Here is a 19043-nt window from a genome sequence, read left to right as displayed (position 1 = left end):
ACGATGAGCATGACCCCCGAGCAGGCCACCTGGTTCTCCGACATCTTCGGACGCCTGGTGGCGAACGTCGACCAGGTGCTGCTGGGCAAGACCTTCGTCGTCCGCCTGTCGTTCACGGCGCTGCTGAGCGAGGGGCACCTCCTGCTCGAGGACTTCCCGGGGACGGGCAAGACCTCGCTCGCCCGGGCGATCGCCCAGAGCGTCCAGGGCACGAGCAACCGGGTCCAGTTCACGCCCGACCTGCTGCCCGGTGACATCACGGGCGTGAGCATCTACGACCAGAAAGCCGGCGAGTTCGAGTTCCACCGGGGCCCGATCTTCTCCAACATCGTGCTCGCCGACGAGATCAACCGTGCCAGCCCCAAGACGCAGTCGGCCCTGCTCGAGGTCATGGAAGAGGGCAGGGTGACCGTCGACGGCGTCAGCCACCCCGTGGGTTCGCCGTTCATGGTCATCGCGACGCAGAACCCGGTCGAGCAGGCCGGCACCTACCGTCTGCCCGAGGCTCAGCTCGACCGTTTCATCATGAAGACGTCGATCGGCTACCCCGACCACGCGGCGACGGTGCGCATCCTCGAGGGTTCCGCCACGCGGGTCCACGAGGGCAGCCTCAACCCGATCGTCCAGGCGGGGGTCATCACCGAGATGGCCCAGCTGGCACGGACGGTGCACGTCGAGCCGACCATCAGCGACTACGTCGCCCGACTCGTCGACGGGACGAGGACCGCCCAGGAGGTCCGACTCGGCGTGAGCGTCCGCGGGGCCCTGGCCCTCGTCCGCACGGCGAAGACCTACGCCGCGTCGCTCGGGCGACACTACGTCATCCCCGACGACGTGAAGTCCCTGGCCGAACCCGTGCTCGCACACCGTCTCGTTCTCGACCCCGAAGCCGAGTTCGACGGCGTCACCCCTTCCAGCGTCGTCAGTCAGCTGTTGATCGAGACGGCGCCGCCCGCCGAACGGGTAGCCGTGTGAGCGAGCATCCCCGGGGTGCCGGCCCGGCCACCCGGTCCGCGCCGGGTGCGACCACGGACGCCGGGAGGACGGGTCGCACGCGACCACGAGGAGGCTCGCGTGGCGTCGAGCACCGGTTCGACTCGGCGTTCTCGACCGGCACGCAGGGCCTGACGAACGCGCGGACCCGCATCGTGGGCGACCGCACGGGTGTCGGGGCCGACGTGCTCGTCCTCGTGGTGAGGGCGACCCGGGGTGCCCGCCGCAGCGTGCGTCGTGCCTTCACCAGCGCCTCCTCGGTGGTCACGCCGTTCGGCTGGACGGCACTGGCCGCCGCACCCGTCGCCCTGCTCCTCGGCTACCTGCTCGGCTGGACCGAGTTCGTGGTGGTCGGCTACGCGATGGTCGTCCTGCTCGTCGTCGCCGGGCTCGCGCTGATCGGCCGCAACGCGGTCCGCATCACGCTCGAGATCCCGCACGAGCGGGTGGCCGTCGGCGTCCCGGCCTCGGGCGGCGTGCGGGTCCGCAACGCCGGTGGACGCCGCATCCTCGGCGTGGCCGTCGAGGTGCCGGTCGGCCCGGGGCTCGCCGAGATCGACCTGCCGAGCCTCCGGGCCGGTGACGAGGTCTCGGAATCGTTCGACCTGCCGACGACGCGTCGGGGCGTCGTCGCCGTCGGGCCCGTGAGCACGGTCCGGGGCGACCCGGTGGGCCTCGCCCGTCGGGAGATCGAATGGACGGGCGTGACCGAGGTCTTCGTCCACCCCCGCACCATCGGCATTCCCAGCACCAGCACCGGTCTCATCCGAGACCTCGAGGGCAACCCGACGCGCGACCTGTCGCCGAGCGACATCTCCTTCCACGCCCTCCGCGAGTACCAGCCGGGCGACGAGCGTCGGAACATCCACTGGAGGTCGACCGCCAAGACCGGCACCTACATGGTCCGCCAGTTCGAGGAGAGCCGCCGCAGCCACCTCGTCATCGCGTTGAGCCTGGCGGGCGGGGACTTCGCGAACGACGACGAGTTCGAGCTGGCGGTGAGCGTCGCGGGGTCGTTGGGAGCCCGGGCCATCCGTGACGCCCGCGAGGTCAGCGTCGTCGTGGGTGAGACGACCCCCGAGTTCGCCAAGCGCAAGAACCTCGAGATCCGCACCCTGAGCACACTCACGCGCAACAGGCTGCTCGACGAGCTCGCCGTCGTGACGACGGCCGAGTCGGCTCTCGCGATCACGGACGTGGCCCGCGTGGCCGGCGACCGCATCGGGGGCATCTCGGTGGCCTTCCTGGTGGTCGGGTCGACGACGACGGTGACCGAGATGCGCGCTGCGGCCACGAAGTTCCCGATGGGCGTCGAGGCCGTCGCGATCGTGTGCGACCCCGAGACGGTGCCCGGCATGAGGCGCATCGCCGACCTGACGGTGCTCACCATCGGCTACCTCGAGGACCTCCAGAAGTCGCTCGCCCGGACGGCCGGCGCATGAGCCCCGACGACGTCGGCCGCGGTCCGGCGGCCGCCGCGGCTGCGGCGACGCCCGTTCCGCGCGTCCGAGCCCGCACCCGCCCGACCCGCCTCCGGGCTCCGTTCGTGGCCACCGCCGTGGGGTTGTCCGCCCTCTCGACCGGCAGCGCGACCGCCACCTTCTGGCCGGTCTACGGCAGCGTCGCCTTCGTCGTCCTCACGCTCGTCGCCTTCGTCGTCGGTGCCGCGATCGCCCTCGGCGCGGCCGTCCTCAGGCTGTCCAGCGTCTGGGTCCTCGTGGCCACGCTCGTGGCGTACCTCGTGCTGGGCGTCCCCCTCGCCGTGCCGTCCCAGGCGCTGGCCGGAGTGCTTCCCACGGGCAGGGGACTGCTCACGCTCGTCTCGGCGACGGCCCTCGGCTGGAAGCGCCTGGTCACCATCGCGTTGCCGGTGGGCAGCTACGAGGCCCTGCTCGTACCGGTCCTCGTGCTGGTGCTGGTCGGCACCGTCGTCGGGCTGTCGGTGGCGCTCCGCAGCCGACGCGGTGAACTCGCGGCCGTCGTCCCCGTGGTCGTCTGGATCGCGGGGATCGTGCTCGGCCCCGCCGAGGCCTGGTGGCCCCGCGTGACGGGTCTCGCCGTGCTCGTGACGGTGGTCGCGTGGGTGGTCTGGTGGCGCCTCCGCCGACGGCGCCTGGCCCTGGACGCCCTGACGGCCCGTGTCCCCGGCACGCCGGCCGGCCACCGCCCCGTCGTCGTCCGGGCGGTCGTCGGGACCCTCGCGACGTTGGCCGTCGCGGGGGCCGGCGGGACTCTCGCCGTCTCGGCTGCGCCGCCGGCGACGTCTCGCACGGTCGCGCGCACGGTCGTCGAGCAACCGTTCGACCCCCGGGACCGGGTCAGCCCCCTGAGCGGCTTCCGGGCCTACGAGCAAGAACCCGCCGTCGACGGGACGCTGCTCAGGGTCACCGGCCTGCGCGACGGAGAGCGTCTCCGCCTCGCCACCCTCGACACCTACGACGGCGTCGTCTACAGCGTCGGCAGCGGCGAGGTCGACAGCGCCTCGGGCTTCTTCACCCGCGTCCCGTCCGCCGTCGACCAGTCGGCCGTCGAGGGCGAGCGGAGCACGGTCGAGGTCACGGTCGGGGCTTACGACGACCTGTGGGTGCCCACCGTCGGGCAGCTCGAGTCCGTGACGTTCGACGGACCGACGGCGGACGCCCGACGCGACGGGTTCTTCTACAACGACGTCACCGGCTCGGCCGTCGTCCTCGGCGGACTGCGGCAGGGCGACTCGTACCGCTTGGACGCCGTCGTGCCCCGCCAGCCGGGGGACGACGAGCTCGACGGCCTCACCCCGGGCACGGCCACGGTGCCGACGCCCCGCGACGTGCCGGACGAACTGGCGTCGTCGCTGGAAGACGACGTCGCCGGCCTGCAAGAGCCGGGGGAGCGGCTGCAGGCCGCGCTGACCGCGCTGCGTGAGGACGGTTACGTGAGCCACGGGGTCTCGGCCGACGAGCCCGTCAGTCGTTCGGGGCACGGGGCGGACCGCATCGCGCAGCTCTTCACCGACCCCGTCATGATCGGCGACGCCGAACAGTACGCGACCGCGGCGGCCCTCATGGCCGACCAGCTGGGTTTCCCGGCTCGGGTCGTCATGGGCTTCGCGCCCACCGCAGCCGAGGGCGGGGCCGACGCCGGCGACACCGTCGAGGGTGGGCCCGTCTACGTCACCGGGTCGAGCATCACCGCCTGGATCGAGGTCGACACCGCCCAGTACGGTTGGGTGACCCTCGACCCGAACCCGGCCGAACGGCCGATCCCCGAAGACCAGGTCCAGGACCCCACGCAGATCTCGCGTCCCGAGTCCGTCGTCCAGCCTCCACCCCGAGACCCGCAGGTGCGGGACGACCAGACCCCGCCCCAGTCCGAGCAGGACGACCCCGAGACCCCTCCGGCCTGGCTGGCGACGGTCCTGCTCATCGCCCGCGTCGCCGGGTGGAGCGCCCTCGTCGCCGGACTGCTCGCGGCCCCGTTCGTCACCGTCGTCGCCCTCAAGGCCCGAAGGCGCCGGCGACGCCGGACCGCTCAGAGCCCCTCGGCCCGCATCAGCGGTGGGTGGCACGAGTTCCAGGACGCCGTCGTCGACCACGGCATCCGCACCCCGCCCTCGGCGACGCGGAGCGAGGTCGCCGCCGTGGTCGGAGGGTCGCGTCCGGCCGTGCTCGCGAGGGTCGCCGACCGGGCCGTGTTCTCGCCGAACGCACCGGCCGAGGCCGACGCCGATCGGGTCTGGACCGCCGTCGCCGAGATGCGACGGGCCCTCGGCGTGGGGCTCACCAGGCGCCAGCGGTTCGCGGCGGCGGTCTCGCTCCGATCGCTGCGTGGTTACCATGGGCGCACACGTCCCGAGCGCCAGAGGAACAACTGATGTACTGCCCCACCTGTGCCAGCCCCCTGCCCGTCGGGGCGATGTTCTGCGGTGAGTGCGGTCGGGCGGTCTCGAGCTCGGACCTCGCCGCCGCCCGTCGGCGTGCCGAGGCGGCTGCCGAGCAGGTCGACGCGACGAGCGCGGCCGACGTCCCCCAACCGTCGCGGGCGACGTCCCGTCCTCGTCGCGGCGACGGGGCGGAACCACCCTGGTGGGTGCGCGATCGGCAGGCCGAACCGGCCCCCGTGCCCCCGACCCCAGGACCCGACACCCCGGTCTCCCGGCCCGACGGCCCGATGCCGGCCGCGCCGGTGCCTGCCACCGGTGAGGCCGACGGCGTCGAGGTCGACGAGGTCGACGAGGTCGCTGCCGTCACACCCACCGCCGTCCGGCCTGCGTCCGTGCCCGACCCCCCGGCGTGGCCCGTCGGCGATCCCGTCGTCGCGCGGACGCCCCCGGCGACTCCGGACGCCTCGGTCCTCGCCGAGGAGGTGCGGGTCGAGCCGACGGCCACCTCACGTCCGTCGAGCCCTCCGGCTCCTCGGGCGAGCGAGGCCGGTGCGCCCCTCCGGTCACCGTCCCGACACTCCGAGAACGGGCCGCGGCCCGCCTCGGCCCCGCTCTGGACGGCGTCGCTGACCCCCGTCGCGTCCGACGACCACCCCGTGCGCGAGACGGCCGAGGACCGCGACGCCGCCCCGGGACAGGCCGAGCCCGGGGCGTCCGTCGACCGGGTCGACGACGAGAACGTGAGCGAGACCCCGTCCGACGACCCGACCGGCACGTCGACCGACGCGGCGGCTGTCGCGGCTCACGAGCGCGGCGAGGGCGACCCGTCCGACGCCGGCGGCGTCGCTCACGATGCCGCCCGCGCCGACGAAGGGGCCGACGTCCCCGCAGCCGCGCCTCCTCGCCTCGTGCACCAGACGATCGACGCGCCGCAGGACGGTGACACCGCGCCGGTCGCGGCCCTCGACGCCCGCGTCCGTTCGACCTCGCCGGCAGCCCCGGCCCCCGAGCGCGCAGAGCCCACGGAACCCGTGGGGCGTGCAGAGCCCGGCGATGCCGCCGAGCTCGCAGAGCCCGGCGAGGCCGTCCGTCCTGCACCCGCCCCCCTCGTCTCGCCGACACCCCTCGTCGAGCCCGCACCGCTCGTCGAGCCGGGTTCGGCGTTCGTGCCGGAACGCTGCACGCAGTGCGGGGCCTCGATCGGCGAGGACGACATCTTCTGCGGCGAGTGCGGGGCCGTGGTCCAGTCGGTCGCCCTCTCGTTCACCGGCCCGATCGCCCCTCTCCCTCCCGAGTGGCGTCCGGCCGAGGACGCCGACCAGCGTCGCCGTCCCGCCCCGGCCGACGACGCGGGCTCGGACCCGGTCTCCGAACCCGGAACGGGTTCGCGCTCGTCGACGCCTGCCCCCGACGAACGCCACGACGACCATGCGGCCGCCGATCGGCGGACCTCCGCCGATCCTCCGACGGGTGACCCGGCCCCGGGCGCTCCGGACGGCCAGGGTGGTGCCCACCACCGTCCCGCGGCTCGCCACGCCCCCGAGCCGATCGACCACGTCCCGGGATTCCGGGCCGAGCGTCCCGCCGTGACGCCGCGACCGGCCGTCGCCGACCTCCCGCCGGCTCCGACGTCGTCGTCCGCTCCGTCGTGGCGGCCTCGTCGTCCCCCCGTCGACCTGCCCACCGACGACGACGTCGACGAGACGCGCATCGTCCGTCGCGGCCCCTTGGGGTCCGAGTTCGTGCTGCAGTTCAGCACGGGCGAGAGCATCACGATCGGTGGCACCGGGCTCGTCGGTCGCGCTCCGGCGCCTCAGCCGGGTGAGCGGTTCGACCAACTGGTCCGCATCGTCGATCCGGGGAAGTCCGTGTCGAAGACCCACCTCGAGTTCGGTCAAGAGGCCGGCGCCCTGTGGATCAGCGACCGGTGGTCCGGCAACGGCACGGTGGTTCGGCCCCGAGACCTGCCACCGCGCCGCGCCGATCCCGGTGTGCGCGTCCGGGTGACGCGTGGCACGAGGGTCGAGATCGGCGAGCAGTTCTTCGTCGTGGTCTGAGCGACGCCTCGTCCCCGTCCCGTCCGAGACGGCCGCCGTCCCCAGGGGGCGTGCGTGTCGTGTCACGGGCCGTCGCGGGCGCGGTCCACTGAGGCCATGACAACTCCTGCGGCGACGAGAACCCCCGAGGCGACGAGGTCGCCGGTCGGTCCCGCGCCCGTCCGCTTGCCGCCCCCGCCGGTGCGTCCCCGCCCCACCGCCGCCCCCGTCGCCAGCGTCACGGCGGCCGCCCTCGCCGCCGCCGTCTGCGGCCTCGTCCTCGGGGCGGGGCCCGCGGGCACGACGGCCGTGACGGCGGCGACGGCTCTCGCCGTGGTCTCGGGATGGGCGGCCGACCGACTCGTCGGTTCGACGCTGACGACCCGTCGCGAGCGGAGGCGGTTCGAGGCCGCGCTGGACGAGGTCGACGAGACCGTCGCACGCCTGCGGGCGGCGCGGTCGCGGGAGCTGGCCGCGTGGTATCCGACGGCCGAACGGGTCCGGTCGGACGACGTCGCGCGGCGGGCGCCCCGGGCCCTGGTGCTCGGGGTGGGTCGCGCCTCCAGCGGGCTCGTGCTCGTGGGACGCCCCGAGGACCACCTCGATCCGGACGATCCGGTCGTGGCCCGCCTCGAGCGGCTGCGTGACGAGGCCGCCACCCTCGACGAGGCACCGCTGTGCGTGCCCCTCGCGACGACCGTCCGGGTCGTCGGTCCGCCCGTCGTGGCCGAGGCCGTCGCGTCGGGTCTGCGCCGGCAGCTGCGAGCCGCGGGGGCACCACCCGCCGATGCCGCCGCGGCCGTCGAGTGCGTCCTGGTCGGACCACGGACGCTCTCGGCCGGGCCCGCCACGGACGAGCCCGCATCGGCCGACACCGTCCTGCTGGTGGGGGCGGACGGCGAGGCCCTGGTCACCTCCACCGGCGGCCGGCCCTGCCGGCAGAGCCTCCGCGTCGCGTTCGTGTCGGTGCTCGACGCGTGAGCACGTCGCGTCTAGCGGTCGAGACCTCCGCCGAGACGGATGCGACCGACGAGGCCGTCGCCGCCGGTGACCTTCTCGAGCGTGCGCTCGACGACGCGGTCGGCCGCGGCCGCGTCGACGGCACCCTCGTCGACCAGGAGGCGCAGGGCGACCAGGGTGCCGGCCCTCACGTTCCCGTCGAGCACCTTGACCGCCACGGCCACGCCGTCCGTCGTGCCCATCACCATGACGCCCTCGGCCCCGAGCTTCGCCAGGACGCCCAGCTCGTCGATGGTCACGGTGTTGGCCCGGCCCGGGCCGTCGATCGCCCAGGCGTCGCCGAGGACGGCCTCGACCAGGTGCGCGGCGTGGTCGTCACGCTCGGAACCCGTCGCGTGGACCGACCCCGTCATCCGCGCCACCGCCCGAGCGAGACCGGCCACCGTGGTCGCGATGACCGGGGCACCGCACCCGTCGACCCCGGAGTGGTCCACGGTCTCGCCGGTCAGCTCGGCGACCGTGTCGCGGACGGCGGCCTGCAGGGGGTGGTCGGTCGCCACGTAGCTCGACGGGTCCCACCCGTTCTCGGCACAGGCCAGCAGGAACGAGGCGTGCTTGCCCGAGCAGTTCATGGCGAGGCGTCGCTTCTCGGTCGCCCGGCGCGCGCTGGCCCGGTCACCCGGCCAGTCGGGCGGGCAGAGCAGGTCGGCCTCGGTGCTGCCGGACCGGGCGAGCAGCGCCTCGACGACCTCGAGGTGCGCCGGCGTGCCGGCGTGACTCGCCGTGGCGAGCACGGCCTGGGGGCCGTCGAGGGAGACACCCGAACGCAGCACCGTGAGCGCCTGGAGCGGCTTGAGGCACGAGCGCGGGTAGATCGTGGCGTCGGCGTCACCGACCCGCCTCAGCTCGCGACCGTCGGCGTCCACGACGACGCCCGCGCCGAGGTGTCGGCTCTCGTCCCAGCCCGAGCGCTCGAGCACGGCCAGCTCGACGCTGCCCGAGGCGGTGAGGGGGTGACGGGTGGTCGTGGCGGGGCGGGGGTCGGTCATGATGGGGAGTGTACCGAGGCCCGACCGGCGACCACGTCGCCCCCACCCGGGCCCGAGGAGGAGGCAGCATGCTCGACCACGACTACTCCGTCGACGTCCGCTGGACGGGCGACCGCGGCGAGGGCACGACCTCGTACCGCTCGTACGGACGCGACGCCACCATCGTCGCGACGGGCAAGCGGCACGACGTCCTGGCCTCGGCCGACCGCACCTTCCACGGGGACGCCGACCGGTGGAACCCGGAAGAGCTGCTCCTGGCCGCGCTGGCACAGTGCCACCTCCTCAGCTACCTGCACGTCGCGGCCACGGCCGGCGTGGTCGTCGTCGCCTACGAGGACGCGGCCGTGGGACGGATGACCCAGACGCACGACGGCGGCGGGCGCTTCACGTCCGTGACCCTCCGGCCCGTCGTGACGGTCGCCGACGAGGGCATGGTCGAGCGCGCCCTCGAGCTGCACGCCGAGGCGAGCAAGAAGTGCTTCATCGCGGCGTCCGTGGCCTTCCCCGTCGGGCACGAGCCCACCGTGGTGGCGGCGTCCAGAGAAGCCGACCGGGCGTGAGGCACAATGGCACGGCACGTCCGCCGCGCCGCCACCTGCGGCACGACCCCCTCCACCCCGACCGAGAGACCACCATGCGCCGCTCCCTCGCCCTCCTGGCCGTCCCCGCCCTCCTCCTGTCCCTGGCCGCCTGTGCCGGCGACGCGGGCGGCTCGACCGACGCCTCGACGCCGAGCAGCTCGGCGTCGGCGACCTCCGACGTCCCCCTGCGCGCGAGCGGCGAACCCCAGGCCCCGCAGGCCGGGTTCCCGACCGTCGAACTCGACGCCGACGGCCGTCCCACGGTGACCGTGCCCGACGCCGACGCACCGACCGAGCTGGGCGTCGAGACGCTCATCAAGGGTGACGGCGCGACGGTCCAGGCCGGTGACACCGTCACCGTCCAGTACCAGGGCGTCATCTGGAACACCGGCGAGATCTTCGACGAGAGCTGGTCGCGCGGGGCGCCCGCGACGTTCTCGACCGACCAGGTCATCACGGGCTTCGCCGACGGCATGGTCGGCCAGACCGTCGGGTCGCAGACCCTCGTGGTCATCCCGCCGGCCGACGGCTACGGCGAGTCCGGCGCCCCGCAGGCGGGCATCTCGGGCACCGACACGCTCGTCTTCGTCATCGACATCCTCGCCGTCTCCTGAGCCGGCCGCCGACGTCGACCGACGAGACCGTCCCCCGATGACGCGCACCGCGCCTCCCGTGCCCTCGGCATCCGTCCGCCGGGGTCGGTGGGTCGCCCTCGTGGCCGTGCCGGTCCTCGCGCTCGTGCTGGGCGGCTGCACCACCAGCGGTCCCGACGAGCCGGCGCCCTCGGCGAGCGGAGCGTCCGGCGACTGCCGGGCACCCGATCCCGGTGCGTCGTCCGATGCGGTCGACGTCACCGGCGACGTCGGTTCCAAGCCCGAGGTGAGCTTCGACTCCCCGCTCGAGGTCACCTCGACGCAGCGGACCACGCTCGTCGAGGGCAGCGGAGAGGTCGCCGAGCAGGGCTCGGTCGCGAACGTCCGCATCGCGGTCTACGACGCCGCGACCGGGGCCGAGGTGACGTCGGCCGGGTTCGACGAGGGGCAGCAGCCGACGCAGCTGACGGTCAGCACCGACTACTACGTGCCGGGCATCGTCGACGCGATCGCCTGTGTCGCCTCGGGCAGCCGCACGGTGACCGTCGCCTCGGCCGCCGACATGACGACCGCCACCGCCACCGAGCAGGACGCCGCGCCGTCGCCCGTCGTGATCGTGGCCGACGTCGTCTCGATCGTGCCGACGAAGGCGACCGGCGAGGCGCAGCCACCGACGGACGGGTTCCCGACCGTCGAGCTCGCCGACGACGGTCAGCCGACCGTCACGATCCCGGCCGGCACCGACCCGCCGTCCGACCTCCGGATCGAGGTGTTGAAGAAGGGCGACGGCGCCGTCGTGCCCGACCCGGCAAACGTGACCGTGCAGTACCAGGGCGTCAACTGGACCACGGGCGAGGTCTTCGACGAGAGCTGGGGCAAGGGCACGCCCACGCCGTTCTCGACGGACCAGGTCGTGCCTGGCTTCGCGAAGGCCATGATCGGTCAGACGGTGGGCTCGCAGGTCGTCGTGATCATCCCGCCGAGCGAAGGGTACGGCGACGCCGGCCAGCCGTCGGCCGGCATCGGCGGCGGCGACACCCTGGTCTTCGTCATCGACATCCTCGCCGTGGCCTGACCGCGGCCCGGTCGACCGCCGTCGCCCTAGGCTGACCACATGCGTCGCATCACCATCCTCGGCTCCACCGGTTCGATCGGGGTGCAGGCCCTCGACGTCGTCCGGGCACACCCCGACCTGTTCGAGGTCGTCGGCCTCTCGGCCGGTTCCGACCGCGACGGGCTGGCCGCGCAGGCGGCGGAGTTCGGCGTCGAGCACACCGCCCTCGGCACGGACGAGTCGGTCCAGCTCGTGCGAGACGTCCGGGCCGACGTGGTGCTGAACGGCATCACCGGGTCGGTCGGGCTGGCCCCGACGCTCGCCGCCCTCGACTCGGGTGCCTCGCTCGCCCTGGCCAACAAGGAGAGCCTCATCGTGGGCGGCGACCTCGTGAAGCGGCGGGCCGCTCCCGGGCAGATCGTGCCCGTCGACTCCGAGCACTCCGCGATAGCCCAGGCCCTCCGGTCGGGCACCACGCGTGAGGTGCGCCGACTCGTCCTGACCGCGTCGGGTGGTCCGTTCCGTGGCCGCACCCGCGACTCCCTCGCCGACGTCACACCGCGTGAGGCCCTGGCGCACCCGACCTGGGACATGGGCCTCGTGGTCACGACGAACTCGTCGACCCTCGTCAACAAGGGGCTCGAGGTCATCGAGGCGCACCTCCTCTTCGACGTCGACTACGACCACATCGACGTCACGGTCCACCCGCAGTCGATCGTCCACTCGATGGTCGAGTTCGTCGACGGCTCGACCATCGCGCAGGCCTCGCCGCCCGACATGCGGCTGCCGATCTCGCTCGGGCTCGCCTGGCCGGACCGCGTCGAGGGCGTGGGGGCCCCGCTCGACTGGACCCGCGCCTCCTCGTGGACCTTCGAGCCGCTCGACGACGAAGCGTTCCCGGCCGTCCGGCTCGCGAAGCAGGTCGGGCGGGCCGGCGGCACGTACCCGGCCGTCTTCAACGCGGCGAACGAGCAGGCCGTCCTGGCGTTCCACGCCGGCCGGGTGGGCTACCTCGACATCCTCGACGTGGTCGACGCCGTCGTCGACCGGCACGCACCGGGCGAGAGCAGCCTCGAGGGCGTGCTCGACGCCGAACGCTGGGCACGGGCCGAGGCGGACTCGCTGCTGGCCCGCTGAGCCGCCGCCCCAGTTCGGGGCTCCCAGCGTCGTCATGGCGTCGGCGCGGTGGACGCCCGGCCAGGGGCGGCTACCCTTGCCCGGTGCAGACGATCCTCCTCTTCGTGCTCGGCGTCCTGGTCCTGGTCGTCGGATTGGCCGTGTCGATCGCCCTGCACGAGGTGGGTCACCTCGTGCCGGCGAAGAAGTTCGGCGTGAAGGTCGGCCAGTACATGATCGGCTTCGGGCCGACCGTCTTCTCGCGCAAGAAGGGCGAGACCGAGTACGGGGTCAAGGCGCTGCCGCTCGGTGGCTACATCTCGATGTCGGGGATGTTCCCTCCGGGCAAGACCGGGGGAGGCGCGCGCCAGTCGAGCACCGGCTTCTTCAACACCCTCGTGCAGGACGCGCGCACGGCCAGCGCCGAGACGGTGGACGAGGGCGACGAGTCGCGGACGTTCTACCGACTGCCGGTCCACAAGCGGGTGATCATCATGCTCGGCGGGCCGTTCATGAACCTGCTCATCGCGATCGCCCTGTTCGCCGTGCTGCTCTGCGGGTTCGGGGTGCAGCAGGCGAGCACGACCGTCGGCAGCGTCAGCACCTGCGTGCTGCCCGCCGGGTCGACCGAGACGAGCTGCCCGTCGGACGCGGCCGAGGCTCCCGCCTACGCCGCGGGCATGATGAACGGCGACCGGATCGTCTCGATCGACGGGACGACCGTCACCGACGGCGACCAGATCACGGGCATCCTGCAGCGGTCGCCCGGCGAGACCCTCGACGTGGTGGTCGACCGCGACGGCACGGAGCGCACGTTGCAGGTGACCCCGGCGCTGTCCGAGCGGTACGTGACGACCTCGAGCGGGGCCGTCGCGACGAACCCCGACGGCAGCTCGCAGACGCAGGAGGTCGGCTTCGTCGGCATCGGCTTCGCCTACGAGAAGGTGCGTCAGCCGGTCACGGCCGTGCTGCCGGCCGTCGGCGACAACGTCGCCCACGTGGCCGGGGTCATCGTCAGCCTGCCGCAACGTCTCGTCGGGGTGGCGCAGGCGGCCTTCGGTGGTGCCGAGCGCGACCCGAACGGGCCGGTCAGCGTCGTGGGCGTCGGCCGCATGGCGGGCGAGATCGCGAGCCTCGACACCATCCCCGTGGTCGACCGCATCAGCACGCTCGTCGGCCTGCTGGCGAGCCTCAACGTGGCGCTCTTCGTCTTCAACCTCGTGCCCCTCATGCCGCTCGACGGCGGCCACGTGGCCGGCGCGTTGATCGAGGCCGTCCGCCGCGGCTTCGCGAAGCTGTTCCGTCGACCCGACCCGGGGCCCGTCGACACCGCCAAGGCCATCCCGGTGACCTTCGCCGTCGTCATCCTGCTGGGCGGCATGACCGTGTTGCTCACGTACGCGGACATCGTCAACCCGATCGACATCTTCGGCTGAAGCCGCCGCCGCCACCCGTCGGCGGCCGCCCGTCGACGGCGGGCCACCTTCCGTCGGCCGCCCGTCGGCGGCCGGCCACCTTCCGTCGGCCGCGCGTCGACGGTCGGTCACCCGCCGTCCAGCGCCGAGGTTTACGATGGCACCCGTGCCAGCAGTCAATCTCGGAATGCCGAAGGTCCCCGAAGTCCTCGCCCCGCGCCGCAAGACGCGGCAGATCAAGGTCGGCAAGGTGCTCGTGGGTGGCGGCGCCCCCGTCAGCGTCCAGTCGATGACCACGACCCCGACGCCCAACATCAACGCGACCCTCCAGCAGATCGCCGAGCTCACGGCCAGCGGCTGCGACATCGTGCGCGTCGCCGTGCCGAGCCGTGACGACGCCGAGGCCCTTCCGATCATCGCGAAGAAGAGCCAGATCCCGGTCATCGCCGACATCCACTTCCAGCCGAACTACGTGTACCAGGCGATCGACGCCGGCTGCGCGGCGGTCCGGGTGAACCCGGGCAACATCCGCAAGTTCGACGACCAGGTCGGCAAGATCGCCGCGGCGGCGAAGGCGGCGGGCGTGTCGATCCGCATCGGCGTCAACGCCGGTTCGCTCGAGCCGAGCATCCTGCAGAAGTACGGCAAGGCCACGCCCGAGGCGCTCGTCGAGTCCGCCGTGTGGGAGGCCTCGCTCTTCGAGGAGCACGACTTCCACGACTTCAAGATCTCGGTCAAGCACAACGACCCGATCGTCATGGTGAAGGCCTACCGTCAGCTCGCCGAGCGCGGCGACTGGCCTCTGCACCTCGGCGTCACCGAGGCCGGTCCCGAGTTCCAGGGCACGATCAAGTCGGCGACGGCGTTCGGCATCCTGCTGAGCGAGGGCATCGGCGACACGATCCGGGTCAGCCTCAGCGCGCCTCCGGCCCAAGAGGTCAAGGTGGGCCTGCAGATCCTGCAGTCGCTCAACCTGCGTGAGCGCAAGCTCGAGATCGTCAGCTGCCCCAGCTGCGGACGCGCCCAGGTCGACGTCTACAAGCTGGCGAACGACGTCACCGACGGCCTCGAGGGCATGACCGTCCCGCTGCGCGTCGCCGTCATGGGCTGCGTCGTCAACGGCCCCGGCGAGGCACGCGAGGCCGACCTCGGCGTCGCCTCGGGCAACGGCAAGGGTCAGATCTTCGTCAAGGGCGAGGTCATCAAGACCGTGCCCGAGTCCGAGATCGTCCAGACCCTCATCGACGAGGCCAACCGCCTCGCGGCCGAGATGCCCCCCGGCGAGCTCGGCTCGCCCGAGGTCGTCACCGTCTGACCCGGCTCGCCACGCCGGCGACGCGACCCCTTCAGGAGGCGCGGTGCGAGACCCCTCGCACCGCGCCTCCTGCGCGTGGTCCCGTCCGTGCCCCGGGCCGGTCGAGGCGTGTGTCGTCGTGTGACGCGCCGATGTGACGCGGCCCGGGGCGTCGGCCAGCATGGACGACGCACCGCGACAGCCTCGGCCCACCACCGAGCGGTGCCCCCGCAGCGCCCCGAGAGGAACCCATGACCAGCAGTGCTCCCCTGATCGACGCCCCCAAGAAGGGCCCCGGTCGACTGATCGCCGTCATCGTCGCGGTCGTCGTCGTGCTCGCCGCCGTCGGCATCGCCATCGGCGTCACCCGCGGCGGAGGCGACGACGAGACCGTCCGCATCGGCGTCGTCGGAGCGAGCGACCCGTACTGGGCCGACTTCGTCCAGGCCGCGGCCGACGAGGGCATCACCGTCGACCTGGTCGACTACTCGGACTACGAGCAGCCGAACCCCGCCCTCGCCGACGGCGAGATCGACCTGAACCAGTTCCAGCACATCGTCTACCTCGCGCAGTACGACGTGGCCTCGGGCAACGACATCGTGCCGATCGGGTCGACGGCCATCTACCCGCTGCCGCTGTACTCGTCGAAGTACACGAAGCTGAGCGACTTCCGGCAGGGCGACACGATCGCCATCCCCGACGACTCGAGCAACCTGGCCCGCGCCCTGCTCGTCCTGCAGTCGAACGGCCTGGTCTCGCTGAAGGACGGCGGCACGATCTTCTCGGGCGTCAACGACGTCGACGAGTCGAAGTCGAAGGTCGAGGTCGCCACGGTGAGCGCCGACCTCGCCGCCACGTCGCTGCCCGACTACGCCGGCGCCATCATCAACAACGACTTCGCGACCAAGGCCGGCCTGTCCACCGACGACGTCATCGCCCAGGACGACCCGAACGACCCGTCCTCGGTGCCCTACGCCAACGTCTTCGCCGCCCGCGCCGAGGACAAGGACGACCCCACCTACGCGAAGCTCGTCCGGATCTACCAGGACACCAAGGCCGTCACCGACGGCGTCGTCGACAACTCGGGCGGCACGGCGATCATCACGAAGATCCCCGTGAGCGACCTCGAGGAGTCGTTGACCGAGACCGAGAAGCTCGTCGAACAGAACGGCTGACCCACCAGGTCGCCCACCCCGGCCCGGACCGCGCGCAGGACGACGCACGTGGTCCGGGCCTCCGCCCGTGCCGAGGAGAACGCGTGCCCGCCATCACCCTGACCGACGTCGTCAAGACGTACCCGCCCCGAGAGAAGGGCGCCGCCCCGCTGACCGCGGTCGACGGCGTGAGCCTCGAGATCGCCGAGGGCGAGATCTTCGGCATCATCGGCTACTCGGGTGCCGGCAAGAGCACCCTGGTCCGTCTCGTCAACGCCCTCGAGCCCACGACGAGCGGCCGCATCGAGATCGACGGCCGTGAGATCACGGGGCTGCGCGAGCGCGAACTGCGCGGCGTGCGGGCCGGCATCGGCATGATCTTCCAGCAGTTCAACCTGTTCTCGTCGAAGACCGTCTGGGGCAACGTCGAGTTCCCGTTGAAGGCGGCCGGGGTGCCGAAGGCCGAGCACCAGCGACGGATCAGCGACCTGCTGCACTTCGTCGGCCTAGGCGACAAGGCGCACGCGCGTCCCGACCAGCTGTCGGGCGGCCAGAAGCAGCGCGTCGGCATCGCCCGTGCCCTCGCCACGAACCCGCGCATCCTGCTCGCGGACGAGGCCACGAGCGCACTCGACCCCGAGACGACGAGCGAGGTGCTGGCCCTGCTCAAGCGCGTCAACGCCGAGCTCGGCATCACGATCGTCGTGATCACCCACGAGATGGACGTCATCAAGTCGATCGCCGACCGGGTGGCGGTCATGGACACCGGTCGGGTCGTCGAGACCGGCCCCACCTTCGAGGTCTTCTCCGACCCGCAGCAGGCGTCGACGAAGCGGTTCGTCTCGACGGTCATCGCGGGCACGCCCCACGGTGACGAGCTGGAGGCGCTCCGGGCCCGGCACGAGGGCACGCTCGTGTCGGTGCGCATCGCCGAGGGCGGCGTCGACCAGCGCGACGTCTTCGCCTTGCTGGCCCGTCACGGCCTGTCGTTCGAGATCGTCTTCGGGGGAGTCAACGACATCCAGGGGCGCACCTTCGGCACCCTGACCCTCGCCGTCACGGGCGACGCCGCGGCCGTGCGGGCCGCCGTCGCCGAGCTCGGCGCCACCGCGACCGAGTTGCCCCGGTCGAGCCCGGCCTCGACCCGGTCCACGACGACCGCCACGACCACGACGGAGGGACGCTGACATGGAATCCCTGATCGAACTGCAGCCGATGCTCTGGCAGGCGGCCGTCGAGACCGTGTACATCGTCGCCCTGACACTGTTCTTCGGCGGCATCGGCGGGCTGGTGCTCGGCCTGGCGCTCTACCTGACGCGGGGCGGCGCGCTGTTCGCGAACCGGGCCGTCTACGGCGTGCTCAACGTCGTCGTCAACGTGTTCCGACCCATCCCCTTCATCATCTTCCTGGCCGCGGCCCAGCCGCTGGCGAGGTTCGTGATCGGCTCGGGCAGCGGCAATCCCGCGATCATCTTCACCCTGTCGCTCGCGGCGTCGTTCGCGATCTCGCGCATCGTCGAGCAGAACCTGCTGACCGTCCAGCCGGGCGTCATCGAGGCCGCACGAGCCGCCGGTGCCGGCCCGGCTCGCATCGTCGGCACCGTGCTGCTGCCCGAGGCGCTCGGCCCGCTCGTGCTCGGCTACACCTTCATCTTCGTCGCGCTGGTCGACATGTCGGCGGTGGCCGGCTACATCGGTGGCGGCGGCCTCGGCAACTTCGCCCTGCTCTACGGTTACCGGCAGTTCGACCCGGTCGTGACCTGGGCGGCCGTGCTGCTCATCATCGTGCTGGTGCAGCTCGTGCAGTTCCTCGGCAACTGGCTCGCCCGGCGGGCGTTGCGGCGCTGACGGCGTCGGGGGCGCCCGAGCCGGCGCTGTCGGGGGACTGGTTTACAGTGGGGCGGGTGACCGACACCGCCACCGCCAGCCAGACCCCGCCGCCGGCTCCGGCCCCCGTGACGCCCGCCGAGCTCGAGCGGGCCCGGCAGATCGTCGGGTCGGTCTCGCAGGCCTTCGCGCGCAAGGTGGTGGGTCAGACCGCCCTCCGCGACACCCTGCTGGTCGCGTTGATCACGGGCGGGCACGTCCTGCTCGAGAGCGTCCCCGGGTTGGCGAAGACGACGGCCGCCCAGACCATCGCGCAGTCGATCGACGCGAGCTTCCGGCGCATCCAGTGCACTCCCGACCTGTTGCCGAGCGACATCACGGGCACCCAGATCTACGACGCCCAGAAGTCGACCTTCGTGACCCAGCTCGGTCCGGTCCACTCGAACTTCGTCCTGCTCGACGAGATCAACCGGTCGAGCGCCAAGACGCAGAGCGCCATGCTCGAGGCGATGCAAGAGCGGCAGACCACGATCGGGGGCACGGTCTACCAGCTCCCCTCACCCTTCCTCGTGCTCGCGACGCAGAACCCGATCGAGCAAGAGGGCACCTACCAACTGCCCGAGGCGCAGCTCGACCGCTTCCTGCTGAAAGAGATCCTCGACTACCCGTCGCCGGCCGAAGAGGCCGAGATCATCCGCCGCATCGAGAGCGGCGTCTACGACGAGGCCGCCGCGCCGTCGACGGGCGTCGGCCTGGGCGACGTCGTGTACCTTCAAGACCTGGCCAAGCGCGTCTACGTCGACGCGTCGATCGTCAACTACATCGTCCAGCTCATCTACGTCACGCGGCACCCGCAGCAGTACATCCCCGCGACCCTCGCCGACTACGTCGACTTCGGCGCCAGCCCCCGGGCCAGCATCGCCTTCATGCAGGCGGCGCGTGCCCTCGCCCTGCTGCACGGTCGCGACTACGTCATCCCCGAAGACGTCAAGCACCTGCGGCACTCCGTGCTGCGGCACCGCTTGATCCTCAACTACGAGGCGACCGCCGACGAGGTCGCACCCGAGACGATCATCGACGCCGTCTTCGGCGCCGTCCAGACTCCCTGA

General features: G+C 72.6%; 16 protein-coding genes. 15 read left to right on the top strand and 1 reads right to left on the bottom strand.

Annotated features, from left to right (window positions below; translation table 11 throughout):
• The first annotated feature begins 3 nt into the window (after positions 1-3).
• From ABID81_RS00215 to ABID81_RS00195, 5 genes are all read left to right on the top strand, one after another.
• On the top strand, positions 4-975 hold the full coding sequence (locus tag ABID81_RS00215; protein WP_354592853.1) for an AAA family ATPase: 972 nt from the start codon (positions 4-6) through the stop codon (positions 973-975).
• Positions 972-2435, top strand: coding sequence for a DUF58 domain-containing protein (locus ABID81_RS00210; protein ID WP_354592852.1), 1464 nt, complete (start codon positions 972-974; stop codon positions 2433-2435). Before ABID81_RS00215 ends, ABID81_RS00210 begins: the two co-directional genes overlap by 4 nt.
• Complete coding sequence (locus ABID81_RS00205; RefSeq protein ID WP_354592851.1) at positions 2432-4846, top strand: transglutaminase TgpA family protein; 2415 nt, start codon at positions 2432-2434, stop codon at positions 4844-4846. The genes ABID81_RS00210 and ABID81_RS00205 overlap by 4 nt, the downstream gene beginning before the upstream one ends.
• Complete coding sequence (locus tag ABID81_RS00200) at positions 4846-6912, top strand: zinc-ribbon domain-containing protein (RefSeq protein ID WP_354592850.1); 2067 nt, start codon at positions 4846-4848, stop codon at positions 6910-6912. Before ABID81_RS00205 ends, ABID81_RS00200 begins: the two co-directional genes overlap by 1 nt.
• Before the next feature lie 180 nt (positions 6913-7092).
• Complete coding sequence (locus tag ABID81_RS00195; protein WP_354592849.1) at positions 7093-7872, top strand: hypothetical protein; 780 nt, start codon at positions 7093-7095, stop codon at positions 7870-7872.
• Between the two features lie 11 nt (positions 7873-7883).
• Here the strand turns inward: ABID81_RS00195 and ABID81_RS00190 are convergent, their stop codons facing one another.
• Complete coding sequence (locus ABID81_RS00190; protein ID WP_354592848.1) at positions 7884-8900, bottom strand: asparaginase; 1017 nt, start codon at positions 8898-8900, stop codon at positions 7884-7886.
• Positions 8901-8968: 68 nt separating this feature from the next.
• Here ABID81_RS00190 and ABID81_RS00185 point away from each other — a divergent pair, with 68 nt between their 5' ends.
• The 10 genes from ABID81_RS00185 to ABID81_RS00140 all read left to right on the top strand — a co-directional run bounded on the left by ABID81_RS00185 (position 8969) and on the right by ABID81_RS00140 (position 19043).
• The gene (locus tag ABID81_RS00185; protein ID WP_354592847.1) at positions 8969-9460 is read left to right on the top strand and encodes an OsmC family protein; all 492 of its coding nucleotides are present in this window, start codon (positions 8969-8971) and stop codon (positions 9458-9460) included.
• Between the two features lie 74 nt (positions 9461-9534).
• A complete protein-coding gene (locus ABID81_RS00180) occupies positions 9535-10095 on the top strand; it encodes an FKBP-type peptidyl-prolyl cis-trans isomerase (protein ID WP_354592846.1) in 561 nt (186 codons plus the stop codon).
• Between the two features lie 37 nt (positions 10096-10132).
• Positions 10133-11149 carry an FKBP-type peptidyl-prolyl cis-trans isomerase gene (locus ABID81_RS00175; protein ID WP_354592845.1) on the top strand — a complete coding sequence of 339 codons (1017 nt, stop codon included), beginning with the start codon at positions 10133-10135 and terminating at the stop codon, positions 11147-11149.
• A 39-nt stretch (positions 11150-11188) separates the two neighbouring features.
• A complete protein-coding gene (gene dxr, locus ABID81_RS00170; protein ID WP_354592844.1) occupies positions 11189-12265 on the top strand; it encodes a 1-deoxy-D-xylulose-5-phosphate reductoisomerase in 1077 nt (358 codons plus the stop codon).
• 83 nt (positions 12266-12348) lie between these two features.
• Positions 12349-13680: a M50 family metallopeptidase gene (locus tag ABID81_RS00165; RefSeq protein ID WP_354592843.1), complete on the top strand. Its 1332-nt coding sequence runs from the start codon at positions 12349-12351 to the stop codon at positions 13678-13680.
• A 145-nt stretch (positions 13681-13825) separates the two neighbouring features.
• Positions 13826-14974: a flavodoxin-dependent (E)-4-hydroxy-3-methylbut-2-enyl-diphosphate synthase gene (gene ispG / locus ABID81_RS00160; protein ID WP_354592842.1), complete on the top strand. Its 1149-nt coding sequence runs from the start codon at positions 13826-13828 to the stop codon at positions 14972-14974.
• A gap of 230 nt (positions 14975-15204) precedes the next feature.
• The gene (locus ABID81_RS00155; RefSeq protein WP_354592841.1) at positions 15205-16128 is read left to right on the top strand and encodes a MetQ/NlpA family ABC transporter substrate-binding protein; all 924 of its coding nucleotides are present in this window, start codon (positions 15205-15207) and stop codon (positions 16126-16128) included.
• 83 nt (positions 16129-16211) lie between these two features.
• Complete coding sequence (locus ABID81_RS00150; protein WP_354592840.1) at positions 16212-17294, top strand: methionine ABC transporter ATP-binding protein; 1083 nt, start codon at positions 16212-16214, stop codon at positions 17292-17294.
• 1 nt (position 17295) lies between these two features.
• Complete coding sequence (locus ABID81_RS00145) at positions 17296-17955, top strand: methionine ABC transporter permease (RefSeq protein WP_354592839.1); 660 nt, start codon at positions 17296-17298, stop codon at positions 17953-17955.
• A 56-nt stretch (positions 17956-18011) separates the two neighbouring features.
• Entirely contained in the window at positions 18012-19043 is a 1032-nt protein-coding gene (locus tag ABID81_RS00140) for an AAA family ATPase (RefSeq protein WP_354592838.1), read from the top strand.

Origin of the sequence: Frigoribacterium sp. PvP054 (genome assembly GCF_040547465.1) — a bacterium.
GTDB lineage: Bacteria > Actinomycetota > Actinomycetes > Actinomycetales > Microbacteriaceae > Frigoribacterium.
This window is presented reverse-complemented; position numbering and strand designations above follow the sequence as displayed.

Coding starts and splice junctions, on each gene's coding strand:
- ABID81_RS00190 (WP_354592848.1), bottom strand. CDS start 8,900: ATGACCGACCCCCGCCCCGCCACGACCACCCGTCACCCCCTCACCGCC.
- ABID81_RS00185 (WP_354592847.1), top strand. CDS start 8,969: ATGCTCGACCACGACTACTCCGTCGACGTCCGCTGGACGGGCGACCGC.
- ABID81_RS00155 (WP_354592841.1), top strand. CDS start 15,205: ATGACCAGCAGTGCTCCCCTGATCGACGCCCCCAAGAAGGGCCCCGGT.
- ABID81_RS00175 (WP_354592845.1), top strand. CDS start 10,133: ATGACGCGCACCGCGCCTCCCGTGCCCTCGGCATCCGTCCGCCGGGGT.
- ABID81_RS00200 (WP_354592850.1), top strand. CDS start 4,846: ATGTACTGCCCCACCTGTGCCAGCCCCCTGCCCGTCGGGGCGATGTTC.
- ABID81_RS00205 (WP_354592851.1), top strand. CDS start 2,432: ATGAGCCCCGACGACGTCGGCCGCGGTCCGGCGGCCGCCGCGGCTGCG.
- dxr (WP_354592844.1), top strand. CDS start 11,189: ATGCGTCGCATCACCATCCTCGGCTCCACCGGTTCGATCGGGGTGCAG.
- ABID81_RS00145 (WP_354592839.1), top strand. CDS start 17,296: ATGGAATCCCTGATCGAACTGCAGCCGATGCTCTGGCAGGCGGCCGTC.
- ABID81_RS00180 (WP_354592846.1), top strand. CDS start 9,535: ATGCGCCGCTCCCTCGCCCTCCTGGCCGTCCCCGCCCTCCTCCTGTCC.
- ABID81_RS00215 (WP_354592853.1), top strand. CDS start 4: ATGAGCATGACCCCCGAGCAGGCCACCTGGTTCTCCGACATCTTCGGA.